This window comes from uncultured Sulfitobacter sp. (genome assembly GCF_947500075.1).
Lineage (GTDB): Bacteria > Pseudomonadota > Alphaproteobacteria > Rhodobacterales > Rhodobacteraceae > Sulfitobacter.
This window is the reverse complement of the sequence record NZ_CANMQS010000002.1, coordinates 795,684-817,039: the sequence shown is the minus strand read 5'-3', so window position 1 is coordinate 817,039 and position 21,356 is coordinate 795,684. Positions and strand designations below refer to the sequence as shown.

18 protein-coding genes are annotated in these 21,356 nt (G+C 62.0%); 6 read left to right on the top strand and 12 right to left on the bottom strand.

Annotated features, from left to right (window positions below):
- Positions 1–16 precede the first annotated feature (16 nt).
- The gene (locus Q1A91_RS08960; RefSeq protein ID WP_299875844.1) at positions 17–889 is read left to right on the top strand and encodes an NAD(P)-dependent oxidoreductase; all 873 of its coding nucleotides are present in this window, start codon (positions 17–19) and stop codon (positions 887–889) included.
- Positions 890–1,001: 112 nt separating this feature from the next.
- Here Q1A91_RS08960 and Q1A91_RS08955 read toward each other — a convergent pair whose 3' ends face one another.
- The 4 genes from Q1A91_RS08955 to hemB all read right to left on the bottom strand — a co-directional run bounded on the left by Q1A91_RS08955 (position 1,002) and on the right by hemB (position 5,405).
- The gene (locus Q1A91_RS08955; RefSeq protein WP_299875843.1) at positions 1,002–1,568 is read right to left on the bottom strand and encodes a YSC84-related protein; all 567 of its coding nucleotides are present in this window, start codon (positions 1,566–1,568) and stop codon (positions 1,002–1,004) included.
- 339 nt (positions 1,569–1,907) lie between these two features.
- Positions 1,908–2,204 (bottom strand): BLUF domain-containing protein, encoded by a 297-nt coding sequence (locus Q1A91_RS08950; protein WP_299875842.1) that lies wholly within the window; start codon positions 2,202–2,204, stop codon positions 1,908–1,910.
- A gap of 150 nt (positions 2,205–2,354) precedes the next feature.
- Positions 2,355–4,202 (bottom strand): PAS domain S-box protein, encoded by a 1,848-nt coding sequence (locus Q1A91_RS08945; RefSeq protein WP_299875841.1) that lies wholly within the window; start codon positions 4,200–4,202, stop codon positions 2,355–2,357.
- A gap of 198 nt (positions 4,203–4,400) precedes the next feature.
- A complete protein-coding gene (gene hemB, locus Q1A91_RS08940; RefSeq protein WP_299875840.1) occupies positions 4,401–5,405 on the bottom strand; it encodes a porphobilinogen synthase in 1,005 nt (334 codons plus the stop codon).
- A gap of 118 nt (positions 5,406–5,523) precedes the next feature.
- Here hemB and Q1A91_RS08935 point away from each other — a divergent pair, with 118 nt between their 5' ends.
- Positions 5,524–6,051 (top strand): component of SufBCD complex, encoded by a 528-nt coding sequence (locus Q1A91_RS08935; RefSeq protein WP_299875838.1) that lies wholly within the window; start codon positions 5,524–5,526, stop codon positions 6,049–6,051.
- A 34-nt stretch (positions 6,052–6,085) separates the two neighbouring features.
- The gene (gene mfd, locus Q1A91_RS08930; protein ID WP_299875836.1) at positions 6,086–9,589 is read left to right on the top strand and encodes a transcription-repair coupling factor; all 3,504 of its coding nucleotides are present in this window, start codon (positions 6,086–6,088) and stop codon (positions 9,587–9,589) included.
- Positions 9,590–9,596: 7 nt separating this feature from the next.
- Here the strand turns inward: mfd and Q1A91_RS08925 are convergent, their stop codons facing one another.
- The 4 genes from Q1A91_RS08925 to Q1A91_RS08910 all read right to left on the bottom strand — a co-directional run bounded on the left by Q1A91_RS08925 (position 9,597) and on the right by Q1A91_RS08910 (position 13,809).
- The gene (locus tag Q1A91_RS08925) at positions 9,597–10,802 is read right to left on the bottom strand and encodes an MFS transporter (RefSeq protein ID WP_299876176.1); all 1,206 of its coding nucleotides are present in this window, start codon (positions 10,800–10,802) and stop codon (positions 9,597–9,599) included.
- A gap of 122 nt (positions 10,803–10,924) precedes the next feature.
- Positions 10,925–11,350: an adenylyltransferase/cytidyltransferase family protein gene (locus Q1A91_RS08920; protein WP_299875834.1), complete on the bottom strand. Its 426-nt coding sequence runs from the start codon at positions 11,348–11,350 to the stop codon at positions 10,925–10,927.
- 312 nt (positions 11,351–11,662) lie between these two features.
- Positions 11,663–12,304 (bottom strand): DsbA family oxidoreductase, encoded by a 642-nt coding sequence (locus tag Q1A91_RS08915; RefSeq protein ID WP_299875832.1) that lies wholly within the window; start codon positions 12,302–12,304, stop codon positions 11,663–11,665.
- A 2-nt stretch (positions 12,305–12,306) separates the two neighbouring features.
- On the bottom strand, positions 12,307–13,809 hold the full coding sequence (locus Q1A91_RS08910) for a class I adenylate-forming enzyme family protein (RefSeq protein WP_299875830.1): 1,503 nt from the start codon (positions 13,807–13,809) through the stop codon (positions 12,307–12,309).
- 65 nt (positions 13,810–13,874) lie between these two features.
- Between Q1A91_RS08910 and Q1A91_RS08905 the strand changes: the two genes are divergently transcribed.
- A complete protein-coding gene (locus Q1A91_RS08905) occupies positions 13,875–14,498 on the top strand; it encodes a helix-turn-helix domain-containing protein (protein ID WP_299875828.1) in 624 nt (207 codons plus the stop codon).
- A 145-nt stretch (positions 14,499–14,643) separates the two neighbouring features.
- Here the strand turns inward: Q1A91_RS08905 and Q1A91_RS08900 are convergent, their stop codons facing one another.
- The gene (locus tag Q1A91_RS08900; RefSeq protein WP_299875826.1) at positions 14,644–16,362 is read right to left on the bottom strand and encodes an extracellular solute-binding protein; all 1,719 of its coding nucleotides are present in this window, start codon (positions 16,360–16,362) and stop codon (positions 14,644–14,646) included.
- Between the two features lie 431 nt (positions 16,363–16,793).
- Here Q1A91_RS08900 and Q1A91_RS08895 point away from each other — a divergent pair, with 431 nt between their 5' ends.
- Positions 16,794–17,579, top strand: coding sequence for a 3-hydroxybutyrate dehydrogenase (locus Q1A91_RS08895; RefSeq protein ID WP_299875824.1), 786 nt, complete (start codon positions 16,794–16,796; stop codon positions 17,577–17,579).
- Positions 17,576–18,628: a patatin-like phospholipase family protein gene (locus tag Q1A91_RS08890; protein WP_299875822.1), complete on the top strand. Its 1,053-nt coding sequence runs from the start codon at positions 17,576–17,578 to the stop codon at positions 18,626–18,628. Before Q1A91_RS08895 ends, Q1A91_RS08890 begins: the two co-directional genes overlap by 4 nt.
- Positions 18,629–18,651: 23 nt before the next feature.
- On the opposite strand, the gene Q1A91_RS08885 is transcribed toward Q1A91_RS08890, so the two are convergent.
- The 3 genes from Q1A91_RS08885 to Q1A91_RS08875 form a co-directional block, all read right to left on the bottom strand.
- A complete protein-coding gene (locus Q1A91_RS08885; RefSeq protein WP_299875820.1) occupies positions 18,652–19,398 on the bottom strand; it encodes a DUF502 domain-containing protein in 747 nt (248 codons plus the stop codon).
- Between the two features lie 144 nt (positions 19,399–19,542).
- Entirely contained in the window at positions 19,543–20,454 is a 912-nt protein-coding gene (locus Q1A91_RS08880) for a pseudouridine-5'-phosphate glycosidase (protein WP_299875818.1), read from the bottom strand.
- Entirely contained in the window at positions 20,451–21,335 is an 885-nt protein-coding gene (locus Q1A91_RS08875) for a PfkB family carbohydrate kinase (RefSeq protein ID WP_299875816.1), read from the bottom strand. The genes Q1A91_RS08880 and Q1A91_RS08875 overlap by 4 nt, the downstream gene beginning before the upstream one ends.
- Positions 21,336–21,356 lie beyond the last annotated feature (21 nt).

Sequence of the window (21,356 nt, the reverse complement as noted above, 5' to 3'; positions counted from 1 at the left end):
GGCGATGGGAACAGGCATGGCGAAGCTGGCATTTTTGGGACTGGGTGTGATGGGCGGCCCGATGGCGGGGCATCTGCAAAAGGCGGGGCATGATGTGACGGTCTACAACCGCACCACCGCCAAGGCGGAAGCCTGGGTTGAGACCTATGGCGGCGCCATGGGGACAACGCCGCGCGCGGCGGCTGACGGGGCGGAGTTTGTCATGGCCTGCGTGGGCAATGACGACGATCTGCGCTCGGTCTGTCTGGGGGAAGATGGCGCCTTTGCGGGCATGGCACCGGGCTGTGTCTTTGTGGATCACACCACCGTGTCGGCGGCTGTGACGTCCGAGCTTTACGCCGAGGCGGATGCCTTGCAGATCAGTTTCGTGGATGCGCCTGTGTCCGGCGGGCAGGCGGGGGCGGAGAATGGCCAACTCTCGATCATGTGCGGTGGCGAAGTCGGGTCGTTTGACCGGGCGCTCCCGATCATGGAGGTCTATTCCAAGATTTGCCGCCGTCTTGGCGCATCAGGGGCCGGGCAGATGACCAAGATGTGCAACCAGATCGCGATTGCGGGCCTTGTTCAGGGGCTCTCAGAAGCGCTGCATTTCGCGCAGAAGGCCGGGCTTGACGGGGCGGCGGTCACGGAGGTGATCAGCCAGGGGGCCGCAGGGTCATGGCAGATGGTCAACCGCTATGAGACGATGCTGGCCGATGAGTTCGAGCATGGATTTGCCGTGGACTGGATGCGCAAGGATCTGGGCATCTGCCTGTCGACAGGCGATGAGATCGGGGCGAGCCTGCCGGTGACGGCGCTGGTCGATCAGTTCTACAAGGACGTGCAAAAGCTGGGTGGCGGGCGGTGGGATACCTCCAGCCTGATCAAGCGTTTGAATGCTGTTGGGTAGAAGATGCAGGGCGCCTGTCCCCGCGGGGACAGGCGTTAACCATCTGTTACTGACACAAAAACAAGGGACTACGTGTCACTCTTGAAGTAAAATTAACCTAAGGCAGGGCGCTTCAGGGGATGATGCGCGTGTATTTGGTACCTTCCAGCGTCGCGCCGATGCGCAGGCCTGCGCGGCCAAAGACCGCCGCCAGCACTGGCGACAGGACGGTCGTGGTATCCGCGTTGACGCTGTCGCCCTTGTCAGAAATAACATATTCGAGATCCGCACCAGCGGCCCAGCCGGGGGAACGTCGGAATTCGGTCAGCGCATCCTGGGTCATGAAGAACAGCACATGCGCATATTGCTGCGCGCCGATCTGCAAGCCACCAGAGCCTTTGACGACGGAATAGTAATCAACCGAGACGCCATCGATCCGCAAGGCGCCGCGTCCATATGCGCCGCCAAAGCCAAAGCCCGCTTCGGTGACCAACGGCATGACCAGCATGCCCGTTGCTTTCTGCGCAAGGGACTGGGTGTTGGGATACTGGCGGTACATCTCTTCGAGGGTTGTATCAACGCGCGCGTCGATCAATTGGGACCCGCGGCTGCCGATGCCGTTGCCGCATGCCGCCGTTACCCCAACGGTGGCCAGCGCGCCCATGGTAAAGACCCGCCGTGAAAAATTCGGATTGCTCATTGTTTTGCCTGTGATTTATGTGCCGGTTTAAAGTGCTCGTGCCGGTTTGCCCGACTTGAGCGCCACCATAGGCGGTTTTCTGCGCCTTGTCATGCGGTTTGCTGAACTGGGCGAAATGGTGCTTCTGGACCGCACCACGGTGGGATGCTTTTTGCGGTGTCGTCGCGCTTGCATGCCGGGGCCGGGCGGACATTCAGGCAAACATCACTCCTCAGAAACCTCCAATAGATCGGACTTTCCGGCATGGGCGGCGACGGCTTGAAGCAAAGGCACCGGGTTGACCGGGGTGGATGAGGCAAACCACGATTGGTTTTCCTCTGCTCCATCAAAAACCCAGCTCTAATCTGCTATTTGTCCCATTTCCCAATCCGGAAACAGCCGCTCCTCCACCTCGCCCTCCGCAAGGATGAGAAAGTCGGTATGTCGGCGATCTTTTTGAATGCGCGCTACTTTTCGCATCAACGGCCCTTGGGGGCCTTCCAAGTATTGCAGAAACTGATCATCATAGGTGTGCAGAAAGCCGGTCAGCCCCTCTTCCCTATTGTTCCTGATGCTTTTCGCCAGAATATCGACAATGGTTTCCGTCTGAATTTTCTTGCGTGCTTTGCTGCGATACAAAAGAAAATGTGTGTTCATGAACGTTGCCTTTTTCACCGTCAGAAAAGGCTCTAGCGCCCAAAGCTTAACGCAAGAATAACCTCAGCGCAGTGGCGTGACGTACCCGTTGGGAAAGGCGCGGTCAGGTCCGGACAGGCAGGTGAAAACAGGGCGCTTGGGTGCCTTTGCTCAGCAGGCCAGTGCAATCGGCGTGACACCGGTATCGGTCTTGGCCAGCGGCAGGGTGAACCAGAAATCGGTCTGGCCGCCGGGTTCGCTGTCAAACCCGATCTGGCCGCCCAGATGTTCGACTATCTGTTTGGAAATGCTCAACCCCAGCCCGGTGCCCCCGACCGCGCGCGTCATGGCGGATGCTGCCTGAGAGAAGGGTTTGAAGATCTTGTCGTGGAAACTTGGCGGGATGCCGTCGCCCTGATTGCTGATGCAGGTCCGCACCATGCCGTCGACGACCTTCACCTGCACCTCGACCTTGCCACCGGCATAGGAGAACTTGGCGGCATTCGACAGCAGGTTGGTGATCACCTGCGTCAGCCGGGCGGGGTCCACGTCGCAGACCGTGGGCACCAGCGGCAGATCGGTAACGATATCAACGTTGTGGCTTTCGGCGTAGGGGCCGTTTTGCAGGGCGGATTTGGCGACAAGGCTGGCGACATTCTGCGGCTTGATGTCAAAGCGCAGCTTGCCCACGGAGAATTTCTCGAAATCGAGGATGTCATTGACCAGCTGGCTCAACCGTTCGCTGTTTTGCACCGAAATGCCCACCAGCTTTCTGGCGGGATCGGACAGGCTGTCCTGCTGGGTGGCAGACAGCAGCTTGAGCGCACCAAGGATCGAGGTGACGGGCGTGCGCAGCTCATGGCTGACACTGGCGATGAATTCGCTCTTGAGGTCCTGAAGGCGGCGGTGTTCGGTCAGATCGACGATCTGGGAGATGAAGTGCTTGGGGTCTCCGAAGGAATCGCGCACCAGCACCATGCTCAACTGCGCCCAGACGATCTTGCCCGAGGCGTGGATGTAGCGCTTTTCGGTCTGGTAGACGTCCTGTTCCCCTGCCAGCATCGCCTCGAAGGCCTCAAGGTCCTGTCCAAGGTCATCGGGATGAATCACGCTGCGCGGGTCCATGTTGACCAGATCGTCAAATCCCAGGATCGCGCAGAACGCGGCGTTCACTTCGGTCCAGCGGGCATCCAGGCCAAGGATCGCCTTGCCGATGGGGGCATTGTCAAAGGCGGAGCGGAACTGGTCCACACTTTCGCGCAGGGCGTGTTCAGCCTCCTTGCGTTCGGTGATGTCCTGCTGCGCGCCACACAGGCGGATGGCGTTGCCGTCCTTGTCCCGCTCAGCCACGGCGATGTCCGTCTTGATCCAACGCAGGGCGCTGCGGTCACGGGTATACATGCGGTATTCGCAACTGGCCCGGTCAAGGTTGTCTTCGAGACAGCTGACCACAGGGGCAAGGGCCGCCTCCAGGTCTTCGGGGTGCACGCGGCCACGCCATTCGGCCTGCACGTCGAGCGTCTCTCCCGGCGCGATCTCAAGCGCTTCGCGCCAGATGTCAGAGACAATCGCCTCATCCGCCAATACGTCGTATTCAAAGACCGCGATGTTGGCGCCCTGGATGGCGTTGCTGGCGCGGATGAGTTCGGCCTGGGTTGATCTTTCCACCGCGAGTTCAGCCTGCACATCGCGCAGGGCCAGACTGTAACAGGTATCCCCTTCCGGGGAGCGCCAGCTGGAGATGGTGGTGGCCACGGGGATGGTCGCCCCCATCAGGGTGGTTGCCGTCAGCCCGCGCGCCGGCGCTGAGCGCGGTTGCGCGGCCATGCGCGTTTTGATGTCATCAAGATCGGTAAAGGACAGGATCTGGAAGACCGGCAGCCCCAGAAACCCGGACTTTTCATAGCCAAAGAACGCGCAAGCCGAGGGGTTTGCCGTCAGGACATTCCCGTTTGCGTCAAGCGCGATCATGACAACGTCCGTTGTCTCAATCATCTGTTGATAGAAAGCTTCGTTCATTCCGCTCGATCTTTTTCGTCAAACCTACCTGTATACCGGCAGGCCGGACAACAATTACTTGTAGTTGTCCACTAAGATCAGGCACCCCTATGACGATCATGGGGTCAAATTGGACGCGTTTTCAGGAAATTAGCCGAAAACGGGGCAATTTACATTGTTTAACAGTGGGTTAACGCCAGGTTAACGTTTTGGGTAGATCTACTGATTTGCAGTGAGAAGGCGCGCCGCAGCCGGGGCGAAGTAGGTGAGAATCCCATCGCAGCCCGCGCGCTTGAACGCCATCAGGCTTTCCATCATCACCCGCTCTTCATCAATCCAGCCATTCTGGCCTGCGGCCTTGATCATGGAGAATTCGCCCGACACCTGATAGGCGAATGTCGGCGCGCCGAAGGTGTCTTTCACACGGCGGCAGATGTCGAGATAGGGCAGGCCGGGTTTGACCATGACCATATCCGCGCCTTCGGCAAGGTCGCGGGCCACGAGACGGAGCGCTTCGTCCGAATTGGCGGGATCCATCTGGTAGGTTTTCTTGTCGCCCGTCAGGGCGGCAGAGGCCCCCACCGCATCGCGGAACGGGCCATAGAAGGCGGAGGCGTATTTCGCGGCGTAGCTGAGGATCGTCACGTTCTGGTGGCCTGCGGCCTCAAGGGCAGCGCGGATCGCACCAATGCGGCCGTCCATCATGTCAGAGGGGCCGATGATGTCAGCACCGGCATCCGCCTGCGCGAGGGCCATTTTCACCAAAGCCTCCACCGTGCGGTCGTTGACGATGATGCCGTCTTCGACAAAGCCGTCGTGGCCGTTGATGTTGTAGGTATCCAGCGCCACGTCCGACATGATCGCCATGTCCGGAAACGCCGCACGGATGGCGGCAATCGCGCGGTTGGCGTGGTTTTGCGGATCCCACGCGCCTGCGCAATCTTCTGTCCGTTCCTCGGGGCCGGTGTAGGGAAAGATGCACATCGCGCGGATGCCGAGGGCATGTGCCTCTGCGGCGGCGTGCACCACCTTATCGGCAGAACGGCGCATCACACCGGGCATGGAGGGGATGGGTTCTTCGATCTCTTCGCCGGAGCGCACGAAGACGGGCCAGATCAGATCACCCACCTCCAGCGCGTTTTCCCGGACCAGACCGCGCAGGGCAGGCGTGGCGCGGGTGCGGCGCAGGCGTGTGGCGGGGAAGGGGGCGTGGATCGGCTGCATCAAAAATACCTCATCTGCGTGCCTGCTTGGCTTGCCATGAAAAATCTGACGCCTCAAGGGTATGAATTGCCAGAGCACTTGGGTATGACGCCCCCACTACCACCGCTAGAGGCTCCACTTGGACTGGTATCAGACCCTTTTCGAACTTATTGACATGCGATCCTTCTCGAACCTGTGGTTCTGGATTGTGCTGGCTGTACTGTGGTCCACCACCAGCCATTGGGTGCTGGGTGTGCCCTATGACATGGTGCTGCGCGCGCGGCGTCAGGGCGATCAGGCGATGGTCGATCTGGAAGATCTGGTGCGGATCAATGTGAACCGCTTGCTCTATATCGGGCAGATGTCGGGGCTGTGGTTGCTGGGTTTTGGCTGTTTTGGCCTGACGATGCTGGTGCTGCTGGGGTTCGTCTACAAGAACGAGTTTGCGCAGGCGGTGTTCCTGCTGGGCTTTCCGCTGTCGCTGGTGGGGTTGCTGAGCCTGTCGACCGCGCGGCTGATCACGCAGGAAGGCGCGCAGGGAGAGGTGTTGTGCAAGCGATTGACGCGGCACCGGCTCTATACGCAGATCATCGGGATGCTGTCGATCTTCGTCACGGCGATCTGGGGCATGTATCAGAACTTGACCTTGGGCCCATTGGGTGGTTGACGCAGGTTAGCCCCGCGCCAATTGAGTACCCATGATGACCGACAAGATAACCCTTTCCGGTGTGCCCGAAGGCTATGACGCCCGTGCGATCTTGGATGAAGTCGCGCGGCACGGCGCGGTGGTGCATGTGGCGCGCGATGACAAGCGCATGGCGGCGACGCAGGCCGCGTTGCGGTTTTTCGCGCCTGACATGCCGGTGGTGGTGTTTCCGGGTTGGGATTGTCTGCCCTATGACCGGGTGTCGCCCAATGCGGATGTCTGTGCGCAGCGCATGGCGACGCTGGCCGCGCTGGTGCACGGGATGCCGGAGCGGTTTGTCCTGCTGACCACGCTCAATGCCGCCACGCAGCGGGTGCCTGCGCGGTCGCTGTTGCGGGATGCGGCGTTTTCGGCGCGCGTCGGGAGCCGGATTGATGAAGGGGCGCTCAGGGCGTTTCTGGTGCGGATGGGCTTCGTGCAAAGCCCCACGGTGATGGAACCGGGCGATTATGCGATCCGGGGCGGGATCATTGATATTTATCCGCCCGGCGATCTGGGGCCGGTGCGGCTGGATCTGTTTGGCGACACGCTGGATGGGGCGCGGCGGTTTGATCCGGCGACGCAGCGCACAACGGAGAAGCTGGATCTGGTGGAACTGGCCCCTGTCAGCGAGTTGATACTGGACGAGGCCGCGGTGACGCGGTTCCGACAGAATTACCGCATCGAATTTGGCGCGGCGGGAACGGATGATCCGCTTTATGAGGCGATCTCTGCCGGGCGCAAGCATCAGGGGGCAGAGCATTGGCTGGCGTTTTTCCATGAGGAGATGGAGACGCTGTTTGACTATGTGCCGGGGGCCTCGGTCACGTTGGATGATCAGGTGACGCCATCGCGGCTGGCGCGGTGGGAGAGCATCGAGGATCAATACGAGACGCGGCGTCTGGCGATGGCGAACCGCAGCAAGATGGATACGGTCTATAAGCCGGCCCCGCCTGCGGGTCTGTATCTGGATGATGCGGCGTGGGAGACGGCAGTGACGGGGCACCGGGTGGTGCAGTTCACGCCACTGCCGCAGGCGACGGGGCCGGGGGTTCTGGATGCGGGTGCCCGGATCGGGCGGAACTTCGCACCGGAGCGGCAGCAGGAATCGGTGAGCCTTTTCGGGGCCTTGGCGGCGCATGTTCAGGCAAAGCTTGAAAAAGGGCCGGTGGTGATTGCCAGCTACTCCGAAGGGGCGCGGGAGCGGCTGACGGGGTTGATTGAGGACGAGGGGCTGGCGGAGGCCATTCCGATCACCAATGCCACGCGGGTCGGCAAACGCGGTTTGCATCTGGCGGTCTGGGCGTTGGAGCATGGGTTTGAGGGGCCGTTTGGGGGCGGCTCCGCCTCAAGTAGCGAAGCGGTAGGCCAGAAGAGCACCCTGACGGTGATCTCCGAGCAGGATGTGCTGGGCGACAGGCTCATCCGCGCGCCCAAGCGCAAGCGGCGGGCGGAGAACTTCCTGACGGAAACGCAGAGCCTCACCCCCGGTGATCTGGTCGTGCATGTGGACCACGGGATCGGTCGCTATCACGGCATGGAGGTGGTGACGGCAGCGGGTGCGGCGCATGAGTGTCTGGTGCTGGAATATGCCGAGAAAGCAAAGCTGTACCTGCCGGTTGAGAACATTGAACTGCTGAGCAAATACGGCCACGACGAAGGGCTGCTGGACCGTCTGGGTGGCGGTGCGTGGCAGTCGAAGAAAGCCAAGCTCAAGGAACGCATCCGGGAGATGGCGGACAAGCTCATTCGCATCGCGGCGGAGCGTGCCTTGCGCCGCGCGCCGGTGCTGGAGCCGCCGCCGGGGATGTGGGACGCGTTTTCAGCGCGCTTCCCCTATCAGGAAACGGATGATCAGCTGCGCGCGATTGGCGAGGTGATTGATGATCTGACCTCTGGCAATCCGATGGACCGGCTGGTGTGCGGCGACGTGGGCTTTGGCAAGACCGAAGTGGCGATGCGCGCAGCTTTTGTGGCGGCGATGTCCGGTGTGCAGGTGGCGGTGATTGCGCCGACGACGCTGCTGGCGCGGCAGCACTACAAGTCCTTTGCCGAGCGGTTCCGAGGCTTTCCGATCGAGGTGCGGCAGTTGTCGCGCTTTGTCAGTGCCAAGGATGCCAATGCCACACGCGACGGGATGGCGAAGGGGACGGTGGATATTGTCATCGGCACCCATGCGTTGCTGGCAAAAGGCATTAAATTCAACAACCTCGGGCTGTTGGTGATTGATGAAGAGCAGCACTTTGGCGTGACGCACAAGGAACGGCTGAAGGCGCTGCGCACCGACATTCACGTGCTGACGCTGACGGCGACGCCAATCCCCCGGACCTTGCAACTCTCCCTGACGGGGGTGCGCGATCTGAGCATCATCGGGACGCCTCCGGTAGACCGGCTGGCGATCCGCACCTATGTGAGCGAATTTGATACCGTGACCCTGCGCGAGGCGTTGCTGCGGGAGCATTATCGCGGCGGGCAGTCGTTTTACGTGGTGCCGCGGATTTCGGACCTGCCGGAGATTGAAGCCTTCCTGAAGGATCAACTGCCGGAGCTGACCTATGTCGTGGCGAACGGGCAGATGGCGGCGGGGGAACTCGATGACCGGATGAACGCCTTTTATGATGGCAAGTTCGACATTCTGCTGGCGACCACGATTGTGGAATCAGGTCTGGATATTCCCACGGCGAACACGATGGTCATCCACCGGGCGGATATGTTCGGGCTGGCGCAATTGTATCAGATCCGGGGACGGGTGGGGCGCTCCAAGACGCGGGCCTATGCCTATCTGACCACAAAACCGCGCGCCAAGCTGACGGCAACGGCGGAGAAGCGGCTGCGGGTGTTGGGGTCTCTGGATACGTTGGGGGCGGGGTTCACGCTGGCCTCGCAAGACCTCGACATTCGCGGGGCGGGCAACCTGCTGGGCGAGGAACAATCGGGCCAGATGCGCGATGTGGGGTTTGAGCTGTATCAATCCATGCTGGAAGAGGCGATTGCCAAGATCAAGGCGGGGGAGATGGAAGGCCTGTCGATGGCGGATGAGCAATGGGCGCCGCAGATCAATCTGGGCGTGCCGGTGCTGATCCCGGAGGCCTATGTGCCGGATCTGGATGTGCGTTTGGGGCTCTATCGGCGGTTGTCAGGTCTGAGCACCAAGGTGGAGCTTGAGGGCTTCGCGGCGGAGTTGATTGACCGATTTGGCAAACTGCCGCGTGAGGTGAACACGCTGATGCTGGTGGTGCGGATCAAGGCGATGTGCAAGCGCGCGGGCATTGCCAAGCTGGATGGCGGGCCGAAGGGGGCGACGGTGCAGTTCCACAATGACAAGTTCGCCTCTCCCGAAGGGTTGGTGCAGTTCATTCAGGACCAGCGCGGGCTGGCCAAGGTGCGCGACAACAAGATCGTCGTGCGGCGGGACTGGAAGAAGGATGCCGACAAGATCAAAGGGGCGTTTGCGATTGCCCGTGATCTGGCGGAACATGTGATTGCCAAGGAAAAGGCGGCCAAGAAGAAATCCGCCTGAGCGCGCGTTATTCTGCCGCTTCGGGCTGGGGTTCATCATCCCGGCCCATCACCATCATCAGGCCAAAACCGACCGTCGCCATGATCAGGACCGCCACCATCAGCGGCATGATTGTGCCGTTGAAGAACAGACCCACGGGCGAGGCGATGAGCGCCGCAAAGATGGTGGCCATGGAGCCGATGATGGAAGCCGCCATGCCCGCGATATGGCCCATCGGCTCCATCGCGATGGCGTTGAGGTTGCCGAGCGTCAGACCGGCCTGAAAGAACAGGCAGGTCTGCCAAACGATGAACGCGCCAAAGCCGTAGGGCCGCGCCAGATCACCCAGATTGAACACCAGCATGAGCGAGGTGATGAACACCTGCCAGCCCAACATGGAACTGACCATGTGCCGCATCCCGAACTTCACCACCAGACGGGCGTTCACGAGGCTGGAGGTGCCCGCGACCACGGCGACCGCGCCGAACCAGTATGGAAAACTGTCTGCCCGGTCATAGACGTGTTCATAGATCGGCTGCACCAGCATCAGCGTGGTAAAGAGCATTGCCATCGCCATGGTCTGCACCAGGATCGACAGCATCACGGTGCGGTTGGCGAACATCTCGGCCACAGCGGCGAACAACAGCGACCAGCGCAGCGGACGGCGGTCGGAGACGGCCAGCGTTTCGGGCAGGCGCACGGACATCCAGATCACGGTGATGGCGGAGAACAGCATGAAGGCCAGAAAGATGCTGCGCCAGCCGGTCATGTTGATGATCACCATCCCCATCAGTGGCGCAAAGGCCGGCACCAGCGTGAAGATCAGCATCACCAGCGACACGATCCGCGCCATTTCGCGCCCTGCAAACAGGTCGCGCACGATGGCCACGGCGACGATCCGGGGGCCGGAGGCACCCAGCCCCTGCAACACGCGGGCAACCAGCAGCACCTCCAGCGACCAGCTGACATAGGCCAGAGCCGCGGAGGCGATATAGAGGATCGCGCTGAAGAAGATGATCCGCCGCCGCCCGAAGGCATCCGACAAGGGGCCCGCGATAAAGGTGCCAATGCCCATGCCAAGCACAAAGGCTGTCAGGATCAGCGGTGCCTGATTGACCATGTCGGGGGACAGCTCTGCCGCGATATCGGGCAGGGCGGGCAGCATCGCGTCGAGCGAAAAGGCAATGGTGGCGAACATCATCGCGATCAAAGCGACAAACTCACCTCGCCCCATGCGGAAATTCGCTAACTTGTCGCTCACCCCAAACCCCCATTGCGGGTCACCTCGAGGTGACGCGCAAATAGCGTCTGGTTAACCTGTGGTAGAGTTCACAGCAACAGGCAATTTCGAGCAGATCAGTAAATTGCGACCTGAAGTGCCGGTGCGGCCCGTGTCAGCGGCATCGGGGGTTGGTCCGTATCAGACAGATACAGCAGTCTGACAATATCGCGCAAACCATCAAGGCGGCCCCGCCATTCCCGGCCCATCGCCAGCGCGGAGACATTATAGTTCACGATATCAGTATGTTGCTGGTCAAGCGTCTCAAAGGGGATCACCCGCGACACAAAGCGGCAATGCTCCAGCATGGCACGGCGGTCGGCGTAGGGCACGGCACAGGGTTCGGCCTGATCGATGCAATAGGCGTCTGTGGCGCAGCCGACGATCAGCTCTTCGCACATGCCGGACAAATCGCGCAAAAGGCGAACATGCTTTTGCGAGAACAGGTCAAAGCTGCCGTAGGTGAGTAGGACGCGGTGGCGCAGCGCGGAAGTGACGATCATGCGAAACACTCGTCATGTGGCGTCAGATAAAGGGTGCAATCCTGCATCCACAGCGGCGTTGCCTGCGGGCTGCGGCGGTCCTTGACCCGCATGTCACGCCGCGCATCTGCGCAGTGCAAAGCTGAAGGATTGGAAACAGAGGTGGGAGCACCCCCGTGAGGTGTGTGTGTATGTTCTGCCATGTGCCCGCTCAATTGGTTTGGAGTCTTTGCTCCGATTGCCGATGAGCCTAGGCCAGCGATTCGCTCTATGCAAAAGGAATGTCACACAACGGCGACGGAGTATGGCCGAAGTGCCACAGCGCTTGCCGCGTCAGCCGGCCCCTGCCAGTTCCTCGATCACCTGTGTCCAGAGCGCGGGCGATTGTGCCCCCGGCACCGCATGTTTGCCCGCCACGATGAAAGTCGGCACAGAGTTCACCCCCATCTGGCGGCTGTGTGCATCGCGTTTGCGGATGTCTTCGGCATCGACATCCGTGCTCAGCAGCCGGGTGACAACGGCCGCGTCCATCTCGATGCTGTCGGCGATATCGGCCAGCACTTCTGCATCGCCGATATCACGGGCATCGACGAAATAGGCATGAAACAGCGCGGCCACGGCGGCGGTCTGGCGCCCTTCGACCCCCGCCCAGTGGATCAGCCGGTGCGCGTTGAGCGTATTGGGCGTGCGCTGCATGGCTTCAAAATTGATGGTGAGGCCCGCTTTCTCCGCATGTTCGACGACCGGGGCGTAGGCACGCACGGCCCCTTCCTTGCCGCCGAATTTGCCCTCCAGATAGGCGCGCCGGTCCATCCCCTCGCGTGGCATGTCGGGGTTCAGCTGAAACGGATGCCATTCGATCACGAAGGGATGGTCGGGGTGGTTCTGCAAGGCCACATCCAGATGCGCCTTGCCGATATAGCACCAGGGGCAGATCGGGTCGGACATGATATCAAGTTTGATGGGGTCGGGCATGGTCAGGCCTTATAGAGAGGTGCCAGCGCGCGGCGCTGCACCTTGCCGTTGGCCCCGGTTGGCAGGGCAGGCAGATGGACATAAAGGCGCGGTTGTTTGTACCGCGCCAGCTTGGTTTCGGCATAGCGGTGCAGCCCCGCGTCGTCCAGCGGTTGGGCGGCGGTATAGAATGCCGCGATAACGCAGGCGCCGGGTTTCACCTCCACCTCCGCCGCACCGATACCAGTGAGGCCCGGAAAATCCGCCAGGGCGCTTTCCACCTCCAGCGGAGAGACCCGGAAGCCGCCTGCGTTCATCATATCATCGTTGCGGCCCAGATAGGTGATCTGACCGTCGCTGTCCTGCACGGCGATGTCGCCGGTCAGGAACCAGTCGCCCTCAAACCGCGCGGCGGTCTGGTCGGGATCACCCAGATAGCCCAGCATCAGGCCGGGATCGGAGCGGTGCACCGCAATGGTGCCCGGCGTGCCTGCGGGCACCTGCGCGCCGTGCGTCCGCAAGCTCACGCGCCGTCCCGGCTGGATGCACCCCAGTGCGCCGCTCTGCGCAGGCGCGTCTGGTGCGGCGGAGATGAAGGTGGAGCATTCGGACATGCCGTAAGCCTCGAAAATCGCCGTGCCCGTGGCCGCGCGCCAGCCTGCGCGCACCGGGTCGGCCAGCTTTTCGCCCGCGCTCAGCCCATGGCGCAGATGCGGCAGGTCAACCTGCGCGCGCCCTTTCAGCATCTGGCGGTAGACACCGGGGGCGGCTGCAAAGATCGTCGCTTCATGGGCCTTGAGCAGCGCTGGCAGATCCTGCGCTGCGGTGCCGGGGGCGGGGATGAGCGCGGTGGCACCACAGGTCCATGGGTCCATCAACCCGGTGCCCAGCGTATAGGTCCAGTTGAACGCACCTGCGTGCAGCACCCGGTCGTCGGCCCGCAACCCGTACCAGCCGTCAAACATCATCCCCCGTGCCCAGATCGCGCGATGCGCGTGCATCACCGCAGAGGGCGTGCCGGAGGTGCCGGAGGTATAGACGATATACCCTAGCCGCTCGGGATCGCCCATGTGCCAATCCGTGGGCGGCAGGGCGCGGAAGGCGCGCAGAGCCTCCAGCGGCAGGATGCGCGGATCCGCGGGGCAGGGCACATCCGGGTCTTGCAGGATCAGCGCCGGGTTCAGGCCGGGCAACAGCTTGGCCACCTCCGCCTCGGTCAACGCCGCAGCCGTGGGCACCGGCACCAGCCCCGCCGCAAGCGCGCCCAGATAGGCCAGTGGAAAATCAACCGTATTGCCAAGCCGCAGCAGCACCCGGTCACCGGGGGAAAGACCCGCGCTCAGCAACCCCGTTGCGGTGCCACGCACAGCAGCGGTCAGCGCGGCATAACTCCACCGCTCGGCCCGGTCAGGATAGAGCAGGCACAAGGCGGTCTTGTCAGGATCAGGAGCAGCGGCGGTCAGCACGTGGCGGGCCATGTTGAACGGCGCAGGGCAGGCGGGCCAGGAAGAGGTCGGCATGGTCATGCCCCGTCGCTAGCGCAGGGGGCCAGACGTTGCAAGCCGGGGGCGGCGCAGGCTATAGCACCCGCATGACCAAAGATGCTCCCGTTTCGCTGATCGAAATCGCCCGTGCGGATGGCGACGCCGCCACAGCCCCCCCCGTGGATCTGGGCGCGCGCGTCCGCGAATTGCGCAAGGGCCGCCAATGGACACTGGAACAGGCGGCCAAACAGGCAGGGCTGGCGCGCTCCACCCTCAGCAAGATCGAAAACGGGCAGATGTCGCCCACCTATGACGCGCTGAAAAAGCTCGCTGTGGGTCTGGAAATCTCGGTGCCGCAGCTTTTCACGCCGCCTGCCCAGGACAAGGTCAATGGCCGCATGGCCGTGACCAAATCGGGCGAAGGCACCGCCAAGGCCACCACCACCTATGAACACGAATTGCTCGGCGACACGCTGCGCAAGAAACAGATGCTGCCCTACCGCGCCCGCATCCGCGCCCGCCGGATGGAGGAATTCGACGGCTGGGTGCGCCACGACGGCGAAGAATTCCTCTATGTCCTCACCGGCGTGATCGAACTCTACACCGAATTCTACGAACCGGTGGAACTGCGCCGCGGCGACAGCGCATACTACGACGCGACCATGGGGCACAACGTCATCTCCACCTCCGCCGAAGACGCGACCATCCTCTGGGTCACCTCTCTCAGCTGATCGCCCCCCTCTTTTCTCTTCAAATATCCCGGGGTCTGGGGCTGGCCCCAGTTCCGCCCTCTCCACCGGGCCCCTTCCGCAGAAAATGCGCGCCGGACGCAGCCCCCAAGTACTGGCGACAGGGACATACTGGGGTTTTGCGCGTTCAGCCCGCCGCGTCCCACCACCACATCTGCGGCATGAAATAAGGCCCGTCGCCGTAGATCGGCAGCACCTGCGGCACTTTCATGCGCGCGTCATGGGCGATCAGCCCTTCGTTGAACTGCCAGAACGGGATCACGTAGCGCCCCGCTGTCAGCACCCGGTCGAGCGCGCGGGTGGCATCGGTGAAGTCTTGCGCACTGCGCGCAGCCAGCATCGCATCGATCAGCCCATCCACCACCGGCGAGGCGATCCCGATCAGATTGCCGGACCCTTCGGACGCGGCGGCCTCCGATCCCCAATAGAACCGTTGCTCATTGCCGGGGCTCAGCGACAGGGCGCGGCGGAAGGCGGTCATGTCATAGTCAAACGCAGCCGTGCGGGCCACGTATTGCGCATTGTCCACCGCTTCGATCTCTGCCGTGATCCCCAGCCGTTTGAGCGCCTGGATATAGAGGCTGGCGATCTTGTCGTGTTCGGTGTTGCCTTTGCTGAGCAGGATGCGGAAGGCCAGCGCTTTGCCATTGGCATCGCGCATGGTGCCGTCTTCGGCGGTGTAGCCTGCCTCGGCCAAACGCGCCATTGCCGCGCGAATGCCGGCGCGGTTGCGCGCAGAACCGTTGCCCACCGGCAGCCTGTAGCCTTCCAGCGTGCCGGGCAGCAGGTCTGCGGCATGGGGCGCCAGCAGGGCCGCCACACCGGCAGGCGCGGGGCCGGGCTGCATCGCAAGGGTGGAGTTGGAGAAATACGAGCTGATCCGGGGCAGGGCGCCGCCTGTGAGCGTTTCATTGATGTATTCAAAGTTGAACGCGGTGATCAGCGCATCCCGCACCCGCCAGTCGTCAAAAGGCGCGCGGCGGATGTTCATGGCGAAACCGGTCATCCCCGATGGTTTCTGGTGCGGGAAGGTGGATTTCACCACGCGGCCATCATCCACAGCGGGAAAGTCGTATTGGGTCTTCCAGGTCTCCGCGTTGAATTCGCGCACGGCAGAGATTTCGCCGGCCTTGAACGCCTCAAACAGCACCGAGGTGTCGCCGTAAAAGTCGATGCGGATCTCATCAAAGTTGTAGGTGCCGCGCCGGAAGGGCAGATCGGCACCCCAATAGTCGGGATTGCGGGTGAGGGTGACCTGACGGTTCGCTTCATACCCGGTGACGGTATAGGGACCGGTGCCAAGGGGGATCTCAGCCAGCGGGGCGGCGGCGAAATCCTTGCCCTCCCATTGTGCTCTGGACAGGATCGGGCGCATGCCTGCAAGCAGGGCCAGTTCGCGGTTTTCGGTGTTGAAGGTCATCCGCACGCTGCGCGGGCCAACCGCTTCGATGCTTTCAATCTGACGGTAAAGCCCATGATACCGCGGGTGCCCCTCGGTCCCCAGCACCTGATAGGAGAAGATCACGTCTTCTACCGTCACGGGAGACCCATCAGCGAATCGTGCCTCCGCCCGCAGGGTGAATTCCACCCACGCGCGATCTTCCGGCACCTCAATCGATTCGGCGAGCAACCCGTATAACGCGAAAGGCTCATCCCAGGAGCGCCCCATCAGGCTCTCGTGGGTGAAGAAGCGCAGCTGCCACGGCACGGTGCCTTTGCGCACAAACGGGTTGAGACTGTCGAAGCCGCCGGCGTTGCCAAGGGTGATCTTGCCCCCCTTGGGCGCTGCGGCATTTGCGTAGGGCAAGGACACAAAATCAGGGGGGAGTGCGGGCTCCCCATACATAGATATCCCGTGCCTGGGTTCTGCGGCTGCAAAGCCCGCGCAGAGAATCATCCACAGAATCACTGCAAAGCCCCGCACCATCTGGAAAAAATCCCTCACCATTTTCGCAACAATCCTCGACGCCCCTTTTTTTCTTAAGCCAATGCTTATCGGGGGTTTGAGGCCAGTTGCAACTTTTGACTTGGCGTAGGGCATTGAATTGCCTATAAAGGGGTCACTGCTCGATAGGTTTCTTGCCTGTATGAAACCTGCCTCAATAACTTAACGCCAGCTTCGTGCTGGCGTTTTTTTTTGGCAAGACGGGGGCGGGATGCCAGGCATTTGATCCGGCGTGCAGAATTTCTTGGCGCAGTTTTATGCACAAGCCGTTTTCTTTGCAGACGCGGCAAGGCATGATGCGCGCGCAGAATACGCTTCCCAAGGAGAACCCCATGGCTTTCACCGTCGATCTGTCCGGCAAAACCGCTGTCATCACCGGCTCCAACTCCGGCATCGGGTTGGGCATTGCACAGGAGTTGGCGAAGGCTGGTGCGCATGTCGTGCTGAACTCCTTCACCGATCGCGCGGAGGACCACGCGCTGGCTGAGGAAATCGCCAGGGAGACGGGGGTCAAGGCGCGCTACATTCAGGCAGACATGTCCAAAGGCGATGAATGCCGCAGGTTGATTGAAGAGGCAGGGGTTTGTGACATCCTGATCAACAATGCCGGTATCCAGCATGTCGCCGGCATCCCCGATTTCCCGGTTGAGAAGTGGGATGCGATCATTGCGATCAACCTCAGTTCCGCGTTTCACACCACCGCCGTTGCCCTGCCGATGATGCGCAAGGCGGGCTGGGGCCGGGTGGTGAACATCGCCTCGGCCCATGGGTTGACGGCCTCGCCCTACAAATCCGCCTATATCGCGGCCAAGCACGGGATTGTCGGTCTGACCAAGACCACAGCACTTGAGACGGCAGAAGAGCCGATCACCGCCAATACCATCTGTCCGGGATATGTGCTGACCCCGCTGGTGGAAAGCCAGATCCCCGACACGATGAAGGAATACGACATGAGCCGCGAGGAGGTGATCAAGAACGTCATGCTCAAGCGGCAGCCGTCCAAAGAATTCGCCACTGTTGAGCAGATGGGCGGCACCACGGCGTTCCTGTGCTCGGATGCGGCGGCACAGATCACCGGCACGGCGATCAGTGTCGATGGCGGATGGACAGCGCTTTGAGCAGGAAACCCAAGAAGACGCGCACCAAGCGCATCAATCTCGCCCTTCAGGGTGGCGGGGCGCATGGGGCGTTTACCTGGGGTGTGCTGGACCGGTTGTTGCAGGAGAATGAGGTCGAGATTGCCGGGATCTCCGGCACCTCAGCGGGGGCGTTGAATGGTGCCGCACTGAAGGCGGGTATGGTCAAAGGCGGCCGGGAAGGCGCGCGGGAGAACCTGGCATGGCTCTGGGAACAGGTGGCGGGCGTCAGTGATTTGCAGGTGGAGCGGTGGATGATGCCGCACGGCGTCGGCGCGCTGAGCCAGGCGATGGAGTATTCATGGCCGGTGATGATGGCCGATGCGGTGTCCAACATGACCTCGCCCTATGCGACGGGGCCGTTTTACCGCAATCCGCTTGAGGATATTGTGCGCAAGTTCGACTACGAAAAGGTCTGCAACAGCGTGGAACCGTTGTTCTTTGTCTGCGCCACACGGGTGCGCAACGGCAAGATCCGGGTGTTTTCGGGCGATGAGATCGGGCCGGAGGCGCTGATGGCTTCGGCCTGTTTGCCCACGCTTTTCCGCGCGGTTGAGATGTATGACGCGGAAACCAGGCAGACGGAGGCGTTCTGGGACGGGGGATACACCGGGAACCCCGCGCTTTTTCCGTTTTTCGGCAATGACTTGCCCGCCGATCTTGTGATCATCAACATCAACCCGCTGGAACGATCCGACCTGCCGGTGACGCCCAAGCAGATCCAGAACCGGATCAATGAGATCAGCTTCAACAGCAGCCTGTTGCGCGAATTGCGCGCGATTGATTTTGTGCAGCGGTTGATTGAGGAAGGCACAGTGGACAGCGACCGGATGAACCGGGTGCGGGTGCATATGATCGCGGATGATGTGTTGATGGAGAAGTTGTCCGTGGCGACCAAGACGATCCCGAACCCCACGGTGATCGCCACGCTGCGCGACGCGGGAGAAGCCGCAGCAGAGCAGTTTCTGGCGGATGATTTCAAGCTGGTCGGTGAGAAAAGCAGCGTCGATCTGCGCGCGATGTTTGGATGAGGATCAGCGCGTAGAATGCTGGTTTACTTGATCCTCTTGGTCTCGACCTGCGAGGTCATGTCGATCACCTCGCCGTTTTCACCATCGGACGGGTAGACAAGACCGGCCGAGATCACCAGCTTCGCCGCGTCTTCCACTGTCATGTCCAGCACCTTGACGTCATCACGCGGGAAAAACAGCAGAAAACCCGAGGTCGGGTTGGGTGTGGTGGGCAGAAACACACTGACCATGTCGCCGGAGGGATGGCCCTTTTCCGCGACTTCACCCTTGGTGTCGGTGGATATGAACCCAAGCGCCCAGATGCCTTTGCGGGGGTATTCGATCAGGCAGGCGGTTTCAAAACTGCGTTCTGATTGCGCGAAGATCGTCTCGGAGATTTGTTTGATGCCGGAATAGATCGTGCGCACGACGGGGGTGCGTTCCACCAGACTTTCGGCAAAGCGGATCAGCGAGCGGCCCAGCAGGCCCTTCGCCATCCAGCCCACGATGATGGTGAACATCAGGAAGATCACCACGCCCAGACCGCGCACGTTGATCTGAACGGCAGGGTCAAGGCCGAAGAAGTCCTGCAACATCCGGTCGGGGTGATAGTTGGCCGGGACCAGCGGCAGCACAAAGCCGTCGATCCATCCCACAACGGACCAGATCAGCCAGATTGTCAGACCCACGGGCGCAATGACCACCAGACCGGTCAGGAAGGAGGCACGCAGACGTGCCACCAGCGTCGGGCGTTTCGCCTCGGGCGTTTCGATGTCGAAAGGTGTGTTCATTCAGGCAGCAGCAACGATGGTTTTGTTAAGATATACGGCTTTTTCTTCAGAGTTACAGCTAGGGACTTTCTAAGACAGCTACAATGGCAAGTGCACGGTTTGACGGCATTTATGGGTGATCTGCCTTCAAAATGGGCGGCTGCCTCAGGTCGTATTCGTTAATGAGGTGGCAATTTGCGCCGCAAGGCGGGCGTTGTTGCGCACCAGTGCGATGTTTGCCGTCAGGGAGCGGCCTTCGGTCAGTTCGAAGATGCGCTGGAGGAGGAAGGGGGTCACGCCCTTGCCGCTGACACCTTGCGCGTCGGCTTCGGCCTGCGCCTGTGCGATGATCGGGGCGAGGGTGGCAGCGGGGATTTCATCCGCACGCGGGATCGGGTTGGTGATCAACTGGCCACCGGGCAGGCCCATCTGTTGCCGCGTCTGATGGGCGCGGGCGATGGTTGTCGCATCATCCATGCGCAAAGGCGCGATCAGGTCAGAGGTCGCGCTCCAGAAGGCGGGCAGGCTGTCTTGCCCATAGGCGATGACGGGAACGCCTTGGGTTTCAAGCACTTCCAGCGTTTTGGGAATGTCGAGGATGGCTTTGGCGCCGGCGGCCACGACGGTCACGGGGGTCTGGGCAAGCTCCATCAGGTCGGCTGAGATGTCAAAGCTGTCTTCGGCCCCTTTGTGCACGCCGCCGATGCCGCCGGTGGCGAAGACGTGGATGTCGGCGAGGTGGGCGGCGATCATGGTGGCGGCCACGGTCGTGGCCCCGGTGCCGCCTGTGGCAATGCAGGTGGCCATATCCGCGCGGCTGAGCTTGGCGACGTTTTGCGCCTGCGCCAGTGCTTCAAGCTGGGCGTCCTCCAGCCCGATGTGCAGCGCGCCGTCGATCACGGCAATGGTGGCGGGCGTGGCCCCGGCGGCACGCACGTCGGCTTCGACCTGGCGCGCGACCTCAAGGTTTTGGGGATAGGGCATGCCATGGGTGATGATGGTGCTTTCGAGCGCGACCAGCGGTGTGTTTGCGCTGCGTGCTGTGGTGACTTCGGAGGAAAAAGTGAGGGGGATCATATGGTTGTGGCTCCGGAAACATAGAGGGCGGCAGCTTCGAGCGCGTCTTCAAGGGCCGCCTGTGGGGGCTGGCCCTTGCGCTCTGCCGCGATATGGGCGGCCATGAAGGTGTCACCCGCGCCGGTGATGCGCGCGACATGCACGGGCGGTGGCGATTGGGTGTGTTGGCCCGCCGCATCGCCTGCGGTGGCGGGGTTGCCGCCATCGGTGACCACCGCGCGCACGGCCCCTTTGGCCAGCAGGGCCGTGACCGCTTCGGCGGACGTGGCGAAGGTTTCCTCACAGAGCAGCCCTGCCTCTTCGAGGTTCACATAGAGCGTGCCCCGGCGGGCTTGCAGGAACGGGCTGAGCCGCAGCGCCTTGCCGGGAGAGGCAGGCGCGATGCGCAGATCCGCCTGAGCCAGCGCGGGACTGCGGGCGATGTCGGACAAGAGGTCAATGGTGAGGTTTCCATCCAGCGCAATCGCCCCGGTGTAGGGGGCGGGCAGGGTGCCGTCGGACAGGGGACGCATGATCTTGTCACCCGCCGCTTCGAGCGAATGGGCATCCGCGATGGCGGCAATGAGGCCGTTGGCCCCTTCGACGGCCATATATACATCCGTCGGCAGATCGTCGGAGCGGTAGATGTGATCGGTGATCAACCCCCGGCGCGCGCAGGCCTGTATCAGTTCGTCCCCTTCCGCATCACGGCCCACAGCGGATAAAAGCGCAGGCGTCAGGCCGAACCGGGCCAGCGCCATGCCGATGTTCAGCGCCACGCCACCGGGCAGGCGGGTGATGCGCCCCGGCATGTCGGAGCCCTGGCGCATTTTCGCTTCGGACCGGCCGATCACGTCCCACAGGACGGAGCCGATGCACAGGATATCAGGGGTCTGGGTCATGGCGCGCTTCTAGCCGCAGGG